Origin of the sequence: Bariatricus sp. SGI.154 (assembly GCF_050313795.1) — a bacterium.
In the GTDB taxonomy this organism is placed as follows: Bacteria; Bacillota; Clostridia; order Lachnospirales; family Lachnospiraceae; genus CAMBRQ01.
Window position 1 is genome coordinate 25,302 of the sequence record NZ_JBNPMC010000011.1, and the last position, 18,802, is coordinate 44,103.

Sequence of the window (18,802 nt, forward strand, 5' to 3'; positions counted from 1 at the left end):
CCTTGCTTATATTATCAAATATACCAGAAAATAGCAAGTTGTTATGTTTCGATATCATTGAAATATAGTGACTTAATAAAACTTTCAGTTTTTTTATAGGAAAAATGGTATATAATAGCAGATAAGAAAGTGGGGTATAGATTATGACAAAAGCAACAATTGTACTTGAAGGTGGGGCGACCAGAGGGGTGTTCACTTCAGGCGTTTTAGATTATCTGATGGAGCAGGATCTGTATCTGTCCCATGTGATCGGTGTGTCCGCCGGTTCTTGCAATGGAGTAGACTATGTATCCAGACAGCCGGGCAGAACCAGGGATTGTATGATTCACAGAGAGAAGGAATATAATTATTATCATGGCTTTTCGAAATTCATCAAAGAGAAGAGCCTGATGGATATGGATATGATATTTGACAAATACCCGAATGGATTCTTCCCGTTTGATTATGATACGTATTTTGCATCTGAGATGGAATGCGAGATTGTAACAACGAATTGCGAGACGGGACAGGCAGAATATATGACGGAAAGAAGCGATAGAGACCGTCTGATGAAGATCTGCCGTGCATCCAGTAGTATGCCATTGGTTTCGCCAATCGTAAATGTAGATGGAATCCCTTATTTGGATGGCGGTCTGGCAGATTCGATTCCAGTAAAGAGAGCATTGGAATTAGGAAACGATAAAGTAGTTCTGATTCTGACCAGGAATCCGGGATACCATAAGAAACCTACTTCCAGGGCAGTCGCGGATCTCTATCGAAAAGCCTATAAGACATATCCGAATCTGGTACGCACAACAATTCGGAGGAATTATGTGTACAATCAGCAAGTGAAGTTGATTGAGAAACTGGAAAGAGAAGGGAAGATATTCGTGTTGAGACCTTTGATTCCGACAGTATCTAGGCTTGAGAAGAATTATGATGCACTGATGCATTTCTATAATCATGGATATTATCTGATGAAGAGAGAGTATCAGGCGCTTAAGGATTATCTGGAAATATAAGAAAGTATGGAGGGCAGATTATGAACTTATTTGAACACCGTATCTCGACAAAAAGTGCACAGCAGATGGCGAAAGTGACGAACATGATCCGGGAGGATATTGAAAAAAGCGGCATCCAGAATGGGATTGTGGTAGTGTATTCTCCGCATACTACCGCAGGTTTCACCATTAATGAGAATGCTGACCCGGATGTAGTACACGATATGCTGTATGGACTGGAAGAAGCATTCCCGACAAGAACCAGTTATTATCAGCATATGGAAGGGAATTCCCATGCTCATATTAAGACTAGTTTTGTAGGACCATCCCAGACATTGATTCTAAATAGGGGCGAATTGGTGTTGGGAATCTGGCAGGATGTGTATTTCTGTGAATTCGACGGTCCAAGAAACCGAAAATTCTATGTAAAGATTATGGAAGGATAGAAGAAGATTACGATGGATAACCGAACATTGCTGGATTTTATGGCAGTTGCTGAGAAACTAAAGTGCAATACAAGACATTCCTGGACATCCTCGGGAAGGCATGAGAGCGTGGCAGAACATACATACCGTCTGTGTGTATTTGCATGGCTTGTAAAGGAAGACATGGCAAGAGAATTCCCGGACTGTGATATGGATAAAGTTATGAAGATGTGCCTGTTCCATGATCTGGGCGAAGCAGTGACCGGGGATGTACCATGCTTTGAGAAGAAGAAAACGGATCATGAGAAAGAGGCGAAAGCAATTGAGCATGTGGCGGGGATACTTCCGGCGGCACAGCAAGAAGAACTGTTAAGCATGATCCAGGAGTTAGAAGCCAACAAGACACCGGAAGCCAAGATTGTCCATGCATTAGATAAGATGGAGGCATTGATTCAGCACAATGAGGCTTCGATTGATACCTGGCTTCCGTTGGAGTATGAACTTCAGATGACTTATGGGCAAGAACAGGCGCAGTTTTCGACTTATCTTCGTTCGTTGCGTAAGACTGTGGAGCAGGATTCTGTGGATAAGATAGAAGAAGGGAAGTAGTGGAGAAATAGATCCTTCTGCTTGATATTTCTAGGCGCTCAAGATTTTCCGTTATTCATCCAACATCGTTCTCCACGCATTCCCGCCGGAATCCTTCCCGTTCGTTAAGATCATACGTAAGAATGTCAGGTAGAGAGGGGCGGTATGGTGGGGCATATCCGTAGAAGAGCTGTACAAGCCGTTCGTGAAAAAGAGGTCTGGAATTAGGAGGGCTTCTGTGCTACCAGTACAGAAGTCCAGACTATCGTGGGCGGAAAATCATCAAGATTTTACGTCCGCTATAGTCGGTGCCTAATTTCAGACCTCTTTTGAACTTACGGCTTGTAGGCGATTGGAGTCGGATGTGCCCCACCATACCGCCCCTCTCTGCCGTACACTTTACAAGTGACTCTTCACGAACAAAATTCCCCTGTTCTTACAAATCATCCAAGTTGATTCCCCTGGCCGTATCCATATGGCGCAACGTTATCTCATAGATATGTTCCACATCTCCCTTCTCCATCGCCTCCACGATCGCCAGGTGCTCATTATACGTATCCAGCATACGACCTTCGTGTTTAAGTGACAGTTCCGCCAGTCTGCGCATTCGATATTTGAATGTGGCGAAGATGGAAGAGAACTGCGCATTTCCGGAATACTCTATAATCTTCGTATGAAATTGGAAATCATAGTCACAGAATTCTTCAATCGAATTACTGGATTCCATAATATCTTTTAACATATCTGTAAGGAAGTGTAACTCCTTTAATAATTTCTTTACCGGACGTCTGACGGCTGATTTTGTAATCTGCAGAGTACAGTAGCATTCTAGTGCGGAGCGGACCTGGAAGGTTTCGTCTATGTCCTGCCGGGTCAGTTGATGAAGCATGATCCCTTTGCTAGGAATGATGTCAATGTATCCTTCTTGGGCAAGCCTGTGGACTGCGTCGCGGAATGGGGTACGGGATATGCCTAATTCTTTGGATAGTTTGGTCTCTGAATAGATCTTTTCAGGAGAGAGTTCTCCCTGCATAATTAGATTTTGAAGATGCTGATATGCCTGTTCGTTTAACGGTATCATAAAAACTCCTTATATTAAATATAAATATTTTTTTAACGAAAATGACGTAAAAAAGTCATTTGAAAGTCTGTAAATATCATACAACAATCGTGAAAATCGGTCAATAGTAAGGGTTACAGAAAATAAATATAGTTGTTCAAGATGTTAAAATCATAACGATAAAAAAATAACAAATATAGCAAATATGCACAAAAAATGAATGATAAAACTGTAGAAAAGGGAGAAAGAAAAATAACATCTTGACCGGTATACCGGTATGTAGTATAGTCAACGTAACGAAGGAAATAATGAACAGATTATTTCAAGAATGAACACTTATTGACAACAAAATGTAATCAAAAGTGAAATCAAAAAAGAAAGGAAGTAAAAAGAATGAAAGTAGGATTTATTGGACTTGGTATCATGGGAAGACCAATGGCAAAGAACATGCTGAAGGCAGGCGTAGACCTGATGGTTGCCGACCTGAACAAAGAAGCAGTTGCAGACGTTGTTGCTGCAGGTGCAACGGAGGGTTCATATGCTGAGATTGGAGCAGCGTGTGAGAGAATCATCATTATGGTTCCAAGCGGAGAGATTACGAAGTCTATCTTATTTGGCGAGAATGGAGTTGCATCTACAATTAAGGCGGGAACCGTTGTATGTGATATGAGTTCCGTTACTCCTGTAGAATCTCAGGAATGCTACAACGGTCTGAAGGAAAAAGGAGTTGGATTTGTGGATGCTCCTGTATCTGGCGGGGAGCCGGGAGCAATTGCTGGAACACTTGCAATCATGGCTGGCGGAGATGAAGAAGATTTCAATGCAATGAAAGAGTATTTTGATATCTTAGGATCTTCTGCATTGTTGATCGGTGCATCCGGAAGCGGAAGTGTTACAAAGTTAGCGAATCAGGTAATCGTTAACAACACAATCGCAGTTGTATCAGAAGCATTCGTTCTGGCTACAAAGGCTGGCGCAGATCCGCAGAAGGTATACGAAGCAATCCGTGGAGGACTTGCAGGAAGTGCAGTTCTGGATGCTAAGATTCCAATGATCGTAGAGCGTAATTTCAAACCGGGCGGACCGATCCGTATCAACCACAAAGATATTAAGAACGTTGTAAATACAGCACATTCCATCGACGTTCCGATTCCATATACAGCACAGTTATATGAGATTCTTCAGTCATTGAAGATTCACGGACATATGAATGATGATCACGGCGGAATCGTACAGTATTTTGAAAAACTGGCAGATGTAGAAGTTAAAAAATTCGACTAAGCCTTAGTCATAGCGGATGGTCGTGGCAGAAGCCAATGTTTATATGTGGTTTAAGGCTATTTGACGAAAATGAGTCTGGTTAGGAGGAAGAAAATATGGCAATCAATGTGGAAGTGTTAACTTCATATAAGAAAATTGACGAAGAATATATTGATGGTCTGTTAAAGAATGAAATTGAAGCAAACAACAAGAAAATCGTTGTATTGGATGACGACCCGACGGGAGTTCAGACGGTTCATGACATCTCAGTATATACCAACTGGGAGAAGGACAGTATCCGTCAGGGATTTGAAGAAGAGAACAACCTGTTCTATGTATTGACGAATTCCAGAGGATTTACCGTAGAACAGACAACAAAAGCTCACAATGAGATCGCAGCAGTTGTAGACGAAGTTGCAAAAGAGACTGGAAAAGAATACATATTTATCAGTCGCAGTGACAGTACGCTTCGTGGTCATTATCCACTGGAGACGGAACTTCTGAAGAGTAATTACGAGAAGAATACAGGTAAGACGATTGATGGAGAGATTCTGTGTCCTTTCTTCAAGGAAGGTGGACGTTTTACCATCGAGAATGTACACTATGTAAAATATGGCGATGAACTTGTTCCGGCGAATGAGACAGAATTTGCAAAGGATAAGACATTTGGCTACACGGCAGCAACTATGCCGGAATATGTAGAAGAGAAGACGAAGGGAGCATATAAGGCATCTGATGTTACCTGCATCTCTCTTGAGGATATCCACAATATGGATATTGATAAGATTGAAGCGCAGTTAATGGAAGTGAAAGATTTTAACAAGATTATCGTAAATGCAGTAGATTATGTGGATGTAAAAGTATTCTGTGTTGCGCTGTATCGTGCGATGGCTAAAGGTAAAGTATTCATGTTCCGTACTGCAGCAGCAATCGTAAAAGTGATGGGAGCAGTCACGGACCAGCCGCTTCTTACCAGAAAGCAGATGGTAGTGAAAGAAACTTCAAATGGCGGAATCGTTGTAGTAGGTTCTCATACAGACAAGACAACCAAGCAGGTGGAAGCATTAAAAGAACTGTCTGATATTGAATTCATCGAATTGGATGCAACTTTAGTAAAAGATGATGCTGCATTCGAGGTAGAGGTGCAGAGATGCCTTGACAAAGAAGAGGAATGCATCAAAGCAGGAAAAACAGTGTGCTGCTATACTACGCGTGCATTGATTACGGCTGATACCGGTGATAAGGAGGATGAACTTAGATTGTCTGTTAAGATCTCTGATGCGGTACAGTCACTGGTTGGGCGCTTAAGCATTACACCGAGTTTCGTCATTGCGAAAGGTGGAATTACCTCTAGTGATGTAGGAACCAAAGCACTTGCTGTTAAGAAAGCCAATGTGCTGGGACAGATCAAGCCTGGAATTCCGGTATGGCAGACTGGGGAAGAGAGCAAATTCCCGATGACACCGTATGTAATCTTCCCGGGAAATGTTGGCGAGATTACAACCTTAAAAGAAGCCGTAGAGGTACTGATGAACGAATAGTTGTCTAATGTGAACAAAAACAAACATTTTAATTGTGCGATTAGCCGAAAACATTGATAAAAAATAGATTAAATTGACATAAAAGAACAATGAGTTTTTTGTGAAAGGAGGCTGGTTATGCCACAGTGTGTTGTGATAGCAGATGACCTGACGGGCGCCAATGCCACCGGTGTACTTCTAAAGAAGATGAATTATAAAGCATATACGGTGATGAACACGGAACGGATTGAACTGTCTACCCTGTCCGACTGCGATTGTGTACTATATCCGACGGACAGTCGGGGCGTAGACGCAGAGATTGCTTATAACCGGGTACATAATGTGTGCAGTCTTCTGAAAGGAGACGAGGTAAAGGTCTATGCAAAGAGGATCGACAGTACTTTAAGGGGGAACTTGGGAAGTGAGACGGACGCGATGCTGGATTGTCTTGGAGAGGATTATGTAGCGATTGTAGCGCCGTGCTTCCCGTCTTCCGGAAGGATTGTAATAGGTGGCTATATGCTGGTGGATGGAATTCCGCTGCATAAGACGAATATTGCCATTGATCCAAAGACTCCAGTAAAAGTATCCGAAGCAGCAGTTCTGTTCCGTGAGCAGAGTAAGTATCAGGTGTCATCGATTCTGATGAAGGATCTGATGCATGGCAAGCATTATCTGGCGGATCTGATGAACAAGTGTGTTGCCGAAGGAAGCCGGATTCTTGTAATCGACTGTGTGACGCAGGAAGATCTGGATCTGATTGCGGATGCAGCAATAAGGAGCAAACTCAAGGTCGTAACGGTTGATCCGGGTGTGTTTACCGCAACGCTGTCAAGGAAATTAATCGTACCTTCTGAGAAGAAGGAGAAGAATAAGATCCTTGCCGTAGTGGGAAGCGTGAATCCGAATACTACCGTACAGATGGAAGAATTGTGGCTCTCTCAGAGAACGCATAACGTGTTCGTGAATACGAAGGAACTCTTAGAAGGTGATGAGAGAAGAGAGCAGGAGATTGCGCGGGTAACCAGATTGATTCTGGAGGAGTGTGATCGTAACGTAGTATCTACGGTAACCGGCGATGGAATCTATCCTGAGAACCGGATTGATTTCAAACCTTATATGAAGCAGTATGAATGTTCGCTGGATAAGGTGACGGGAATGATTAACAGTGCATTTGCAGAGATTACTTACCGGATATTTAAGAGTGAGCCGACCTTCAAGGGATTATATACCAGTGGAGGTGATGTGACGGTGGCAGTGTGCGAGAAGTTTCAGACTGCCGGATTGAGCCTGATGGATGAGGTGTTGCCGCTTGCGGCGTACGGACAATTCTTAAAAGGTGAGTTCGAAGGCGTGCATATCATTACCAAGGGCGGCAGCCAGGGCGGACGCGATGCCATTAACCGATGCATTACCTATCTGAAAGAGAAACTGTATATCTAAAAACAAATCAAATATTTATCAATGAAAGGAAGAGAATATCATGAGAAAATCACTAATCGCAGTACCTATTGGAGATCCGGCAGGAGTCGGACCAGAGATTGTTGCAAAATCAATTGCTTCAAAGGAAGTATTTGACGTAGCAGATTGTATCATTGTCGGAGACAAGACCGTCATGGAGAATGCAATCAAGATTGTTGGAGCAGATCTTGAGGTTCATGTTATTCATGAGCCGGAAGAAGGAGATTTCCGTGAAGGAGTTTTGAATCTGATCGATTTAGGCAATGTTGACATGGCTGAATTCGAATTCGGCAAGGTCAATGGAATGTGCGGGAAAGCTGCATATGAATATATTGCAAAAAGTATTGAACTTGCGAACGATGGCAAGGTCGATGCTGTCGCTACAACGCCGATCAATAAGGAGTCTCTGCGTGCAGGTGAGATTAATTTTATCGGACATACGGAGATCTTCGGTGCTCTTACCAATACAGAAGATCCTCTGACCATGTTCGAGACCAATGGAATGCGCGTATTCTTCCTGACGAGACACGTATCCTTAAGAGAGATGTTAGATATGATCACAAAAGAAAGAATTAAGGATTATGTCAAGCGTTGTATGGAAGCACTTAAGAAACTCGGTGTTACAGATGGAACGATGGCAATTGCCGGACTGAATCCGCACAGTGGAGAACATGGGCTGTTCGGATGGGAAGAAGTGAATGAGATCACGCCGGCTGTTGAGGAATTACAGGCAGAGGGCTACAATGTTGTAGGACCAATCGGAGCAGATTCTGTATTCCACCAGGCTGCAATTGGAAGATATAACAGCGTATTGTCTTTGTATCATGACCAGGGACATATTGCAACGAAAACTCTTGATTTTGAGAAGACCATTGCAATTACGAATGGCATGCCGATTCTTCGGACATCTGTAGATCACGGAACTGCATTTGATATCGCAGGAAAGGGAATTGTAAGTGCGGTCAGCATGATCGAAGCCATACTGTTGGCGGCGAAATACGCACCCAATTTTACAAAGTAATTCTTTAAAGAAGGAAGAGGAGGTCAATTATGGTAAACGGACTTAGTGGGGAAAGAATGTTAATTGGTCTGGCGATTGGTATCGCAGTCCTGATATTCTTAGTATTGAAAACAAAAGTACAGGCATTTCTTGCATTGATTATCTGTACGATTATCGTAGGTGTTGTAGGTGGAATGCCGCTTACGAATATCACACTGGAAGATGGTAAGACATTTGGTATTGTGAATTCGATCACATCAGGTTTCGGAGGAACATTGGGAAGTATCGGTATTATTATCGGCTTCGGTGTTATGATGGGACAGATCTTCGAGGTAACAGGAGCAGCAAAGAGAATGGCGCATACATTCCTTAAGTTATTTGGTAAGAAGAGAGAAGAGGAAGCGTTAGCACTTACCGGTTTCCTTGTATCAATCCCGATCTTCTGTGACTCCGGATTCGTGGTACTTGCACCGATTGCAAAAGCGATTTCCAAAGCAACAAAGAAATCTGTCATCGCACTTGGCGTATCACTGGCGGCCGGTCTTGTAATCACTCACTCATTAGTTCCACCTACACCGGGTCCTCTGGGCGTATGTGGTATCTTCGGAATTGATGTTGGCAAATTTATCCTGTTAACAATTGTGCTTGCGATTCCAATGGCGATTGCATGTATTGCTTATGCAAGAATGTTCTTGGCAAAGAAATACTATCGTGTTGTTAACGAGGAAGGTGAAGTAGTTGAAGCACCATACCAGGAGCCAGATTATGAAGGTGCATTCTCTATGGATATGACAGGAATGCCGGGAACATTAGAGTCTTTCATGCCTCTGATCGTGCCGATTATTCTGATCTTAATTAATACGATCGCTTCTGCATTAGGACAGACCAGTGGTATTATGGAAATACTGATCTTCCTTGGACAGCCAATCGTAGCAGTAGGACTTGGACTTTTGGTAGCTATCTTTACACTGGGAAGAAAACTTGACAGACATACTTGCCTTACTGAGATGGAGAAAGGTATGATGTCAGCAGGTATCATTATGCTGGTAACAGGCGGCGGTGGCGCTCTTGGACAGATTATCAAAGATTCAGGGCTTGGAACATTCATGGCGGACGGTCTTGCGCAGACAGCAATTCCGATTATTATCCTTCCGCTGATTATCTCTACCGCAATGAGATTCATCCAGGGTTCTGGTACAGTAGCTATGACAACAGCAGCAAGTATCTCTGCACCAATCGTTGTAGCATCAGGCGCAAGCCCGCTGCTGGGAGCAGTAGCATGCTGTGTAGGTTCTCTGTTCTTCGGATACTTTAATGATAGTTATTTCTGGGTTGTTAACAGAACTCTTGGAGTAAGCGAAGCAAAGGATCAGTTAACTATATGGTCTGTTACATCTACCGTTGCATGGGCAGTTGGTGTTGTTGAGGTTCTGGTACTGAATATCTTTATGTAAGGTATCTTTATGTAATATTTTTAGGTAATTGAATATCTTTTTACAATGAGGTAAAATAATATGCAGCGGAAGAAATATCTTTCGCTGCATATTTGTAAAAGAGGGGTAAGCAGATGTTAGCAGCAGAGAGACAGGCAATGATTGTTGAATTGGTTCAGCAGAAAGGCAGCGCACAGGTAGATGAACTGGCAAAGGAATTGAAAGTCAGCCCAATGACGATTCGCAGGGATCTGGTGAAGTTACAGGAGAACAATGTGATCGAACGCTGCCATGGAGGGGCTGTGGCAAAGCAGGAAGTGACTTATGCGGATAAGCAGACAAGCCACAAGAAGGAAAAAGAATTGTTGGCGAAGATCTGTTTTCCTCTGGTATCAGAAGGAGATACAGTATTCTTGGATGCAGGGACAACAACTTATGAGATTGCCAAACTGATCAAGGATATGCGGGGAATACTGATCGTTACGAATGATCTTGAGATTGCACAACTGCTGAAGAAGAGTGAGGCAGAACTGTTCATCTGTGGCGGCAGCATACAGAAGGAGACTGGAAGTATGTTCGGACGTTATGCAACACAGATGCTGGCAGATTTTAAATTTGATGTGGGATTCTTCGGAGCGGCTTCGATTAATGATGACTTCGAGGTGACAACGCCTACCTTTGATAAGATGTGGCTGAAACGGTATACCCCGATGCAGTGTGAAAAATCATATCTGGTAGTGGACAGGTCCAAGTTCGGACAGCAGGCGATGACGAGGATCAACCATCTGGGAGATTATACGGGAGTGATTACTGATAGAGAATTTACTTCCGAAGAACGGAAAAAGTTAGAGAAACTAAATGCAGTTATAATGGGGACGGGGGTTTTTTAAATTTCCCCCGTCCCTAATTAAAATAGCCGTGTCCCTTTTTGGATTTGCCCTGTCCCCAATTAAGAATCTAATATTCAACCTCTTGGAGATACAGCCCTTTCGGATCACATGGAGCGCTTGGCTCCTGACTTCCGGCGAAGATATCCTCGATGTCTTCTTTCGGGCGGTTGCCGAACCCGATATCCAGCAAAGTACCCACGATCAAACGTGCCATATTATGAAGAAAATCATCTGCATGGATCAGAATCTGCATCTCTTCTGTATCGCCATAGATCTCGATATCATAGAGTTCGCGCAGCGTAGACTTGGTTTTCTTGGCGGAAGAGAAGTTCTTGAAGTCGTGTTTTCCAATCAGGAGAATGGATGCCTGCTGCATAAGACGCTTGTCCGGAATCTTATAGCAGTGGTAGGTGTATTTGCGGTCGAATACGCTTGGAACATCATCGATGGTCATACGGTATACATAAGTTTTGGAAACCGCATTCAGTTGAGCATGAAAACGTTCCGGGACTTCTTCCACATCCACAATGGCAATATCCATTGGCAGATAGCGGTTCAGGTAATGTTGGATATCCTGAACCTCCATGGTACATTCGGTCTTGAAGTTCACAACCTGTGCATAAGCGTGGACTCCAACCTCTGTGCGGCATCCGCAGTTTAATTCGATCAGATACTCATCCGTCATCTTTTTCAGTACTTCAACAATCTTATTGGAAATGGTATTGTTAGATTCGTCTTTTCCAAGGCGTGTCCAGCCCTGGTAGCGGCTGCCGTCATATTCTATTGTTAATTTGATATTTCTCATCTTCATTTGTCTCCTTTATAGTAAGGTATTTATAGAGGTTCTTCCATTTTAATTATCGTTAGTATATATAAATCTTTTGTCCGTATCATAATCAATTGCAGTAATTTACTCTATTATAATAAATCATTTTTAGTATATCAAATCTTGTGTTATAATAAAAGAGTCTTGCGAGAAAAGAATGGAAAGTATTTTTTAGAAGGGGTCAAGTGATATATGAGTATAGAGAGTAGAAAAGTATCAGAATCAGTGGTTCAGACGGTTCATATGGTGCGACCGAATCATCTGAATGCTGCGGGACGTCTCTTTGGAGGTATCCTGATGCAGTGGATAGATGAGATTGCGGGAATTGTGGCAAAAAGACACGCACATATGAATGTGATTACGGCTTCGGTCGATAACTTAAGATTCCTAAAAGGAGCATATCAGAAGGATGTTATCGTCATTAAGGGAAAAGTGACTTATGTAGGAAATACATCTATGGAAGTGAAAGTGGATACGTATATTGAAGATATTGACGGTGGCAGGACACTGATCAATCGGGCATTCTTTACGATGGTTGCGCTGGATGAGAATGATAAGCCGGCACCCGTTCCAAGACTGGAACTGGAAACGGAACTGGACAAAGAAGACTGGGAGAAGGCGAAGATGCGCCGGGAGATGAGAATGCTGCGAAAAGAAGAAGATTTTTAGGAGGCGATGATTCGCCTCCTTTATTAGTGGACCTTTTTCATGTAGCCCTGAACCATTTTGACCATGTTCTCAATCTGGTTTTGTTCTTCCTGAGTCTTGCCTTCTTTCAAGATGGAAAGGATCAGGGAGAATTCATCAGGGGTGAATTGGATTCCTTTTTTGTTAGCATTGGTGATCAGTGCCATCATGACCGGGGCAAGGGACTTGCCGGATTTACCCTGGGTCTGGGTGGCGGCGGTTCGGATCAGTTCCAGTTTGATTGGGTCTAAATTCTTCATTGCGGGATGATTCATCCATTCATTCATTATCTTGTTCTCCTTTCATATTGCCGGAATCTGGCGTGTTCATTTCATTTTCAAACATAGTGTTGTACATGTTGAACATCTCCTGCTGTTCAGGGGTCAGCATGTTCTGCATCATATCCATGGGATTAAAATTCCCGAAGTCCTGAGAGGTGGAATCGGACATAGCCTGCATACTCTGGATCATTTCCATCATATTCATCATGCTTGACATCTGTTCCATCATCTCTTTTTCGGATGGCTCCATGTAGGGCTTTAATTCGTCCAGCATATTCATGGATAAAGAACGGGAAGGAAAGCCCCGGAAGGATTCCATGGTTCGGCGCAGTTCCAGGAATTTGATATAGAATGCGAGGAAGCGCTGCATGGAAGGCGGAGTGTATGGAAGCAGCAGTTTGAGTGTATAGAGGAAGGGTGGGGTAACCAGATTATCGAAAGGTGTCATTGGTCTGTAGGATTTTTGTTCCATACGTGCTCCTTAACATAGCGTTGTAAATATATATGCCAATGGAATGGAATTTATGAGATATGGAAAAACTAAATATGAGAATCTTCATATATTATAGGGTAAGCAGCGTTATTAAGAAAGGAAATGAATATGGACAGAAAACTGATTATTGATGGAAATGCAGTGTATGAACTGGATGAGAAGTGTATGCTGAAGAAACAGTTGAATACAAGTGAGAAGAAGGATGAACATAAGAGGCGCGAATCTGATGGTCATAAAATGAAGAGGACGGAGTGATATACTCCGTCCCCTTTGGGCTGTATGCATCCTGCGGAACTGCCAGTGGCAGATTCCGCAGGTCTGTATTTCAGAAGATTAGCATCCGCATCCGCAATCGAAGTTGCCGCATCCATTGCCGCATCCGCCGCAGAAGATGAGCAGAAGGATGATCCACAGACAACTGTCATTGCCGCATCCGCATCCGTTGTTGCCAAAGTTGTTGCCGCATCCGCCGCAGAAGATAAGCAGAAGGATGATCCACAGGCAGCTATTGCCTCCGAAACCACAACCACATCCGCAGTCTCCTCCGCTTCTTCCAGAATCACAACCACATCCACAGTTTGTAGCACTTAAATCGCTCATTTTGAAATCCTCCATTGATAATGTTTACAGTACATAATATGTGGATGATTCCAATGTGTGAAAAAATAAAATCTAATATTTTACCAAACGTTTTACAGAATGCTGGTACTGGTAAGACTTTTTTTGGAGTTTAATCTTATCTATGGCAGAGATGCTTTCCTTAGCAAAGCTATCATATAAAGTCAGCAGGTAAGATACTGTATAATTCCGGTTCTTATATGAGGTAAAGAGCAGCCAGTTCATAATATCCGGATGCCAGTAACGCTCTGGAATGGAAGCATTCCGAAGTTGGATCACATACTTGATCGCCTGCATGGATAACTGGGTTAATCTGCTTGATCGATTCTTTTCTTTAAACAGCGTATCAGCTTCCAGTATGATGTCGTACAGGGCATTGGCGGTCTTCCAGTATGTAACGAAGGCAGGGGCGGTGTCGTCATCTGTTTCTTCCATATTATGTAGATCGAAAGTCTGCATGACTGATTTCCTGCCGGAAATGTCCCGGTCATATTCTGCACGTTTGGCAGGATCGGACAGGATGCGATATGCTTCCAGAATCTCCTGCATCTGTGCGGTGGTGTCAATGCCGTTCTTCATATTGGCATCCGGATGGTATTGCTTGGCAAGAGTGTTCTTGGCAGCGGTAATCTCATCCGGAGTTGCTTTCATAGATACCCCTAATATCTCGTAGTAATTCTTGTTCTCCATTATATCCTCCCCTTATTATAAATGGATGTAGAACAATAATTATCTTACGACAAAATGGGGAAGAAATCAATGTGAATTTAGTTCTTGAAGAGTCATTCGTAAGATGTACGGCAGAGAGGGGGAGTATGGCAGTTCATATCCGACTCTCTGCCTGACATTCTTAGGTGTGACTCTTCATGAACGGGGAGGATTCCTGGCGGGGTGTGTTTTCTGCCATTGACAATTACATCCAGATATTCACTAATAGCGGACTGATAATGTTGTATTATTTTTCCCGTAATTTGCGATTCGCAGACATGAAACACAGGGGCTAATGCCCCTTATGTTTCGCCTTTTTCTTTTGCTGTTTCAGTTCAAACTGCCGTTGTTTCTCTGCTTCCCGTTGTTCCCGGCTCGCGATTTTACGTTCAGTTTTCAACTGCTCCTGCTGTAATTTCAAAGCCTGTTGTGATTTTGTGCCTATTCCAGTATTTTGCACCTGTTTCCGAACTTCTCTCTGTATCCGTTTCGGATTGCGACTTGCCTCTTTTACATCAGTTGCCACAGCCGGACTAAAATTCAGCCGATCGTAATTTTTCAGAATAAAATCATATATCTCGTAGTCTTTCGGTTCCGCACCAAACGTAACCTTACATACAGATAACTTTTCTTCAGATATTCGTTCAAATACGCCTATCCAGAATGGTTCCTCAAAAAATACTGTCAAACTGCCTGATATTTTGTCCATGACAAATCCTCCTTTAATTTGTTTGGACAAAGAACGGACGACCCAAAGGAGGGAGGGCTACTTACACCAAAATGGTGTGACCGGACTACCTACCGGTTCTGTAAGAGTCTGTGATACCCTTACGTTGTGTTTTTATCTTTGCCATGTTTCACTTAATTCTATCATGGGTGTTCTCAAAAGACAACTTTCTTGATACGCTGAACAAGGCAGAGAATCTGCTTTGAGATAGGCAGGTTCTTTTATTTATGATAAAATTTAGGCAGGGGTGCATATGAGAGGCTCTTATACTGACGAAACGGTTATTTTACGGCATACCTATTAGTGATTAGAGAAAATAAGAAAAAAGCATCCCGAGCGATTTGAGCATATGTTAGGAAGATTAAAAGTGGTTCAAGTGCGAAGGTGGAAAGACTGTCTGTCGAAAAGAAGTAGTAGGTTTTGCAAGAGGTTTCTGTTATAATAAGAAGAAATATGTGCGATGAAAAGACGAGAATAGGTTGAGATAAATTTATGAAAAGATATGAATCTGAATAGGAATAAGGAGTGTGAAAATTGGATGGAAGACAGGAAAAAGAAACTTCCAATCGGGATTGAGAGTTTTGAAGAAATTCGAGGGGATGGCTTTTATTATGTGGACAAGACAGGATTAATCAAGGAGCTGCTTGATAATTGGGGAAAATATGGGAAAATTCCCCGTGATTTCGGTATCTCTGAAAGGAATCAATGCGGATTCCTATGAAACAGCGCGGGATATGGGGTCAGAGCCGTAAATGAAGAAGCAGACCGGATGCATGCGTATCTCCAAGGAGAGTATCTTTACCGGCCTGAATAATCTGCGGGTGTTATCTGCAGCGGATGTGGAATTCGATGAATATTTTGGATTTACAGATGGCGAAGTAAAGGAACTGTTAGAGTATTATGGCCTGTCCCGGGATTATGAAACCATTAAGGAATGGTATGATGGATATCAGTTTGGAAATGTGGAGGTGTACTGTCCCTGGGATGTGATCTGCCATTGTAGTAAACTTTGCGCAGACAGCGGTGCGCACCCTCGGAACTACTGGTCCAATACCAGCAGTAATGATGCAGTCAGACGTTTCATCCAGGAAGCGGATAATGGAACGACAAAACGTGAGATTGAAAAACTCGTTGCGGGAGAGGTGATTAAGAAGGGAATCCATCAGGAATTGACTTATAAAGATATGTATAATTCCATTGATCATATATGGAGTGTCCTATTTACCACAGGCTATCTTACCCAGAGAGGGAAACCGGAAAGGAAGGCTTTTGGGAATGCTCTGAAAAAAGGGGATGCTGAAGGCGTGGAGAAACGGCTTGCGGAGTATTTGAGACAGACCATTAGCATTAGGGATACATTTGTGCAGAAGCCGATGAAGGAAAATTTTTATCATGGCATCCTGCTAGGGCTTCTGGGATATCAGGATACCTGGGGAATCTCCTCTAATAAGGAATCAGGAGACGGGTACAGCGATATTCTCGTGGAAATTGATGACGAAGAGATGGGTATTGTGATCGAACTGAAATATGCGGAGGATGGGAATCTGGAAGCAGGGTGCAAGAAAGCCCTGGAACAGATCGAGAGGAATCGGTATGAGGAATCCCTGTGCGAAGAAGGAATCGAGCATATCTTAAAGTATGGAATTGCATGTTATAAAAAACGCTGCAGTGTCATGCTTGCGGATGTTGGATTTAGATAAAACCTGTGCTATAGAAAGGCATTTTCTAAGAGAGATTTTAGATGAATACGGTAATAAACTAAATCGTGAACCTAAATTATTAGGAACTTTTGGGGTATTCAAATATACAACATATTGGAATAAACCTCTAAGGGAGAAAAGTAAAAAATGATGAATGAAGAAATATTAAGAATGACAAGTAAATTTAATAGAAATAATGATTCTAAGAATCAGATAATAATTGATGAAAAATTAAAAAATCATATATTTGATTATTCTGATTTTTTGGCTTATACAGATGGAGGTAATGGACTAATAGGCGATAATAATTATTTAATATTATGGAGGAAAGATGACCTGAATGATTTAAATTCAGCGTATGAGGTTGAGACTTTTTTGCCAAATGTTTTTTTAATAGGGAGTGATGGAGGAGATATGGCATATGGAATTGATAATGAGGGGCAGTATATTCAGGTGCCTTTTATTGGAATGTCAATAGATGAAATGCTTATTGTGTCACATGATTTTAAAGGATTTCTCAAATATTTGGAAGAAAGTTAAATTTCTATTATAAATTGACAGAATACTGTGATGGAAAATGAATTAACTGGATTTAAGTTTGATTTACTGTGGGAAAGTGAATAAAAGTAATTCTTGAAAAAGAAATAAGTAGCAGATTTTGAAATTGTACCGTCAACTGAAAGGTGGTAATAAGCTACTATAAGTGGGGTAAATTATGGAAAAGAATATCTTATCTCAATAGATAGAGATTGCGGAGCCAGTAGCGAAAAGAAAGGGAGGTGAATATTTTAATAAAAAAGGAATCGGGGATTTATGGATAGAGTTAAGAAGAGGATCGGGTATTGGTGTGAGGATACACTTAAGAAAGGCATCAGAGGATGTGGCATTGCAGTTGCAGTACTGGATACAGGTATGGCAGCGCACCCTGATATCACAGGCAGGGTAACGGCATTCTGGGATTGCGTGAATCACAGGCAGGGGATGTATGACGATAGTGGACATGGGACTCACGTAGGCGGGATACTTGCAGGCGATGGCAGGATGTCGAAGGGACTATATAGTGGGATGGCTCCGGAAGCGAGACTGGCTGTTGTGAAAGTATTGGATGCAAAAGGTGAAGGAGAGGTCGAACAGATCTTGGAAGGAATCGAATGGGTCAGAAAGAATGGAAGACAATATGGAGTTCGGATTGTGAACATTTCCGTAGGAGCAAAGCAGAATCTGGATCGTGGGAAGGAAGAAAGGCTGGTGCAGGCGGTAGAGAATCTGTGGGATAGAGGCTATGTGGTTGTAGTATCTGCCGGGAATTACGGACCGGGAGAGGGAACCATTGCAGTACCAGGTAATAGCAGAAAGGTAATCACGGTAGGAGCAATGGATGAGCCGACGATGAAATATAATTGTTCAGGCATGGGACCAACCACCCAATGCATCGTAAAACCAGACCTCGTAGCCCCGGGTTACCAGATAATGTCCTGCAACAGCCTCTATCGAAAAAGTAAAAATTACTATATAAAGAAAAGTGGCACCTCCATGGCAACGCCCGTCGTATCAGGCGCAGCAGCACTATTCCTCTCAAAATATCCCGATGCCCGCAATGTAGAGATCAAACTAAAATTGCGCGAAACCTGCGACAGGAAAGAAAGCGGCGAAATACAAGGATGGAGAAGTGTTAGAATTGACCGCCTTTTCAAAACTGCATCCACAGGTTAAAAAAGATTAGGGAAAAATTAAAAGGTGTCAAGAAAAAACACTTGACACCCCAAAACTTTTGTTGTATGATAGCACAGGTGATGAACATGAATGAGATTCTGGAACAGGCATTATTATTTGATTTTTATGGCGAACTGCTAACAGAACACCAGAAAGAGATCTATGAGCAATTCGTACTGGAAGATCTGTCGCTTGGAGAGATTGCGAAAGAAGCAGGAATCAGCCGACAGGGAGTTCATGATCTGATCAAGCGGTGCAATCAGACCTTAAAAGGCTATGAAGAGAAACTTCATCTTATTGAGAAATTTCTGGCGATCAAGGAGAAGGTAAAGACGATCAATGATTTGCTGGATGATTATGAAGAGCAGGATGTAAAAGAACTGATTGGCAATGTCCGCAGGATATCCGATGAGATTATAGAGGAGTTATAGT

At 42.4% G+C, this 18,802-nt stretch carries 20 protein-coding genes and 2 pseudogenes; 15 read left to right on the forward strand and 7 right to left on the reverse strand.

The features are described 5' to 3' along the window. Nucleotides 1-143 precede the first annotated feature (143 nt). From ACQRBN_RS07085 to ACQRBN_RS07095, 3 genes are read left to right on the forward strand one after another with little or no spacing between them, the layout of a single operon-like run. Nucleotides 144-1,001: a patatin-like phospholipase family protein gene (locus tag ACQRBN_RS07085; protein ID WP_427738293.1), complete on the forward strand. Its 858-nt coding sequence runs from the start codon at nucleotides 144-146 to the stop codon at nucleotides 999-1,001. 20 nt (nucleotides 1,002-1,021) lie between these two features. After that, a complete protein-coding gene (locus ACQRBN_RS07090) occupies nucleotides 1,022-1,426 on the forward strand; it encodes a secondary thiamine-phosphate synthase enzyme YjbQ (protein ID WP_427738294.1) in 405 nt (134 codons plus the stop codon). Between the two features lie 12 nt (nucleotides 1,427-1,438). After that, the gene (locus ACQRBN_RS07095; RefSeq protein ID WP_427738295.1) at nucleotides 1,439-2,014 is read left to right on the forward strand and encodes an HD domain-containing protein; all 576 of its coding nucleotides are present in this window, start codon (nucleotides 1,439-1,441) and stop codon (nucleotides 2,012-2,014) included. Nucleotides 2,015-2,429: 415 nt separating this feature from the next. On the opposite strand, the gene ACQRBN_RS07100 is transcribed toward ACQRBN_RS07095, so the two are convergent. Further along, nucleotides 2,430-3,074 carry a GntR family transcriptional regulator gene (locus tag ACQRBN_RS07100; protein WP_427738296.1) on the reverse strand — a complete coding sequence of 215 codons (645 nt, stop codon included), beginning with the start codon at nucleotides 3,072-3,074 and terminating at the stop codon, nucleotides 2,430-2,432. Between the two features lie 366 nt (nucleotides 3,075-3,440). On the opposite strand from ACQRBN_RS07100, the pseudogene garR reads away from it, so the two are divergent. From garR to ACQRBN_RS07130, 6 genes and pseudogenes are all read left to right on the forward strand, one after another. Then, nucleotides 3,441-4,334: pseudogene (garR, locus tag ACQRBN_RS07105) on the forward strand (2-hydroxy-3-oxopropionate reductase); the annotation flags it as partial. Between the two features lie 95 nt (nucleotides 4,335-4,429). Next, nucleotides 4,430-5,854, forward strand: a complete 1,425-nt coding sequence (locus ACQRBN_RS07110) for a four-carbon acid sugar kinase family protein (protein WP_427738297.1) — start codon at nucleotides 4,430-4,432, stop codon at nucleotides 5,852-5,854. Nucleotides 5,855-5,971: 117 nt separating this feature from the next. Then, on the forward strand, nucleotides 5,972-7,276 hold the full coding sequence (locus tag ACQRBN_RS07115) for a four-carbon acid sugar kinase family protein (protein ID WP_427738298.1): 1,305 nt from the start codon (nucleotides 5,972-5,974) through the stop codon (nucleotides 7,274-7,276). 40 nt (nucleotides 7,277-7,316) lie between these two features. Next, complete coding sequence (gene pdxA, locus ACQRBN_RS07120) at nucleotides 7,317-8,315, forward strand: 4-hydroxythreonine-4-phosphate dehydrogenase PdxA (RefSeq protein ID WP_427738299.1); 999 nt, start codon at nucleotides 7,317-7,319, stop codon at nucleotides 8,313-8,315. A 29-nt stretch (nucleotides 8,316-8,344) separates the two neighbouring features. Next, nucleotides 8,345-9,748 (forward strand): GntP family permease, encoded by a 1,404-nt coding sequence (locus ACQRBN_RS07125; RefSeq protein ID WP_427738300.1) that lies wholly within the window; start codon nucleotides 8,345-8,347, stop codon nucleotides 9,746-9,748. Between the two features lie 113 nt (nucleotides 9,749-9,861). Then, a complete protein-coding gene (locus ACQRBN_RS07130) occupies nucleotides 9,862-10,617 on the forward strand; it encodes a DeoR/GlpR family DNA-binding transcription regulator (protein WP_427738301.1) in 756 nt (251 codons plus the stop codon). 67 nt (nucleotides 10,618-10,684) lie between these two features. Here the strand turns inward: ACQRBN_RS07130 and truA are convergent, their stop codons facing one another. Next, a complete protein-coding gene (truA, locus tag ACQRBN_RS07135) occupies nucleotides 10,685-11,422 on the reverse strand; it encodes a tRNA pseudouridine(38-40) synthase TruA (RefSeq protein ID WP_427738302.1) in 738 nt (245 codons plus the stop codon). Nucleotides 11,423-11,635: 213 nt separating this feature from the next. Between truA and ACQRBN_RS07140 the strand changes: the two genes are divergently transcribed. Next, entirely contained in the window at nucleotides 11,636-12,112 is a 477-nt protein-coding gene (locus ACQRBN_RS07140) for an acyl-CoA thioesterase (protein WP_427738303.1), read from the forward strand. A gap of 23 nt (nucleotides 12,113-12,135) precedes the next feature. Here ACQRBN_RS07140 and ACQRBN_RS07145 read toward each other — a convergent pair whose 3' ends face one another. Both ACQRBN_RS07145 and ACQRBN_RS07150 read right to left on the reverse strand, forming a co-directional pair. Beyond that, entirely contained in the window at nucleotides 12,136-12,417 is a 282-nt protein-coding gene (locus ACQRBN_RS07145) for a hypothetical protein (protein ID WP_427738304.1), read from the reverse strand. Further along, a complete protein-coding gene (locus ACQRBN_RS07150) occupies nucleotides 12,410-12,883 on the reverse strand; it encodes a hypothetical protein (protein WP_427738305.1) in 474 nt (157 codons plus the stop codon). The genes ACQRBN_RS07145 and ACQRBN_RS07150 overlap by 8 nt, the downstream gene beginning before the upstream one ends. A 129-nt stretch (nucleotides 12,884-13,012) precedes the next feature. On the opposite strand from ACQRBN_RS07150, the gene ACQRBN_RS07155 reads away from it, so the two are divergent. Then, complete coding sequence (locus ACQRBN_RS07155; protein WP_427738306.1) at nucleotides 13,013-13,159, forward strand: hypothetical protein; 147 nt, start codon at nucleotides 13,013-13,015, stop codon at nucleotides 13,157-13,159. A gap of 78 nt (nucleotides 13,160-13,237) precedes the next feature. On the opposite strand, the gene ACQRBN_RS07160 is transcribed toward ACQRBN_RS07155, so the two are convergent. The 3 genes from ACQRBN_RS07160 to ACQRBN_RS07170 form a co-directional block, all read right to left on the reverse strand. Beyond that, nucleotides 13,238-13,504 (reverse strand): chorion class high-cysteine HCB protein 13, encoded by a 267-nt coding sequence (locus tag ACQRBN_RS07160; RefSeq protein ID WP_427738307.1) that lies wholly within the window; start codon nucleotides 13,502-13,504, stop codon nucleotides 13,238-13,240. A gap of 72 nt (nucleotides 13,505-13,576) precedes the next feature. Further along, nucleotides 13,577-14,212, reverse strand: coding sequence for a J domain-containing protein (locus ACQRBN_RS07165; RefSeq protein WP_427738308.1), 636 nt, complete (start codon nucleotides 14,210-14,212; stop codon nucleotides 13,577-13,579). Nucleotides 14,213-14,522: 310 nt separating this feature from the next. Further along, complete coding sequence (locus ACQRBN_RS07170; RefSeq protein WP_427738309.1) at nucleotides 14,523-14,939, reverse strand: YjdF family protein; 417 nt, start codon at nucleotides 14,937-14,939, stop codon at nucleotides 14,523-14,525. Between the two features lie 556 nt (nucleotides 14,940-15,495). Between ACQRBN_RS07170 and ACQRBN_RS07175 the strand changes: the two are divergent. From ACQRBN_RS07175 to ylxM, 4 genes and pseudogenes are all read left to right on the forward strand, one after another. After that, a pseudogene (locus ACQRBN_RS07175) lies at nucleotides 15,496-16,657 on the forward strand (AAA family ATPase). A gap of 147 nt (nucleotides 16,658-16,804) precedes the next feature. Continuing rightward, on the forward strand, nucleotides 16,805-17,197 hold the full coding sequence (locus ACQRBN_RS07180) for a hypothetical protein (RefSeq protein ID WP_427738310.1): 393 nt from the start codon (nucleotides 16,805-16,807) through the stop codon (nucleotides 17,195-17,197). A 273-nt stretch (nucleotides 17,198-17,470) separates the two neighbouring features. After that, the gene (locus ACQRBN_RS07185; protein WP_427738311.1) at nucleotides 17,471-18,370 is read left to right on the forward strand and encodes a S8 family peptidase; all 900 of its coding nucleotides are present in this window, start codon (nucleotides 17,471-17,473) and stop codon (nucleotides 18,368-18,370) included. A gap of 86 nt (nucleotides 18,371-18,456) precedes the next feature. Then, nucleotides 18,457-18,801, forward strand: coding sequence for a YlxM family DNA-binding protein (gene ylxM, locus ACQRBN_RS07190; protein WP_427738312.1), 345 nt, complete (start codon nucleotides 18,457-18,459; stop codon nucleotides 18,799-18,801). The last annotated feature ends 1 nt before the right edge of the window (nucleotide 18,802 follow it).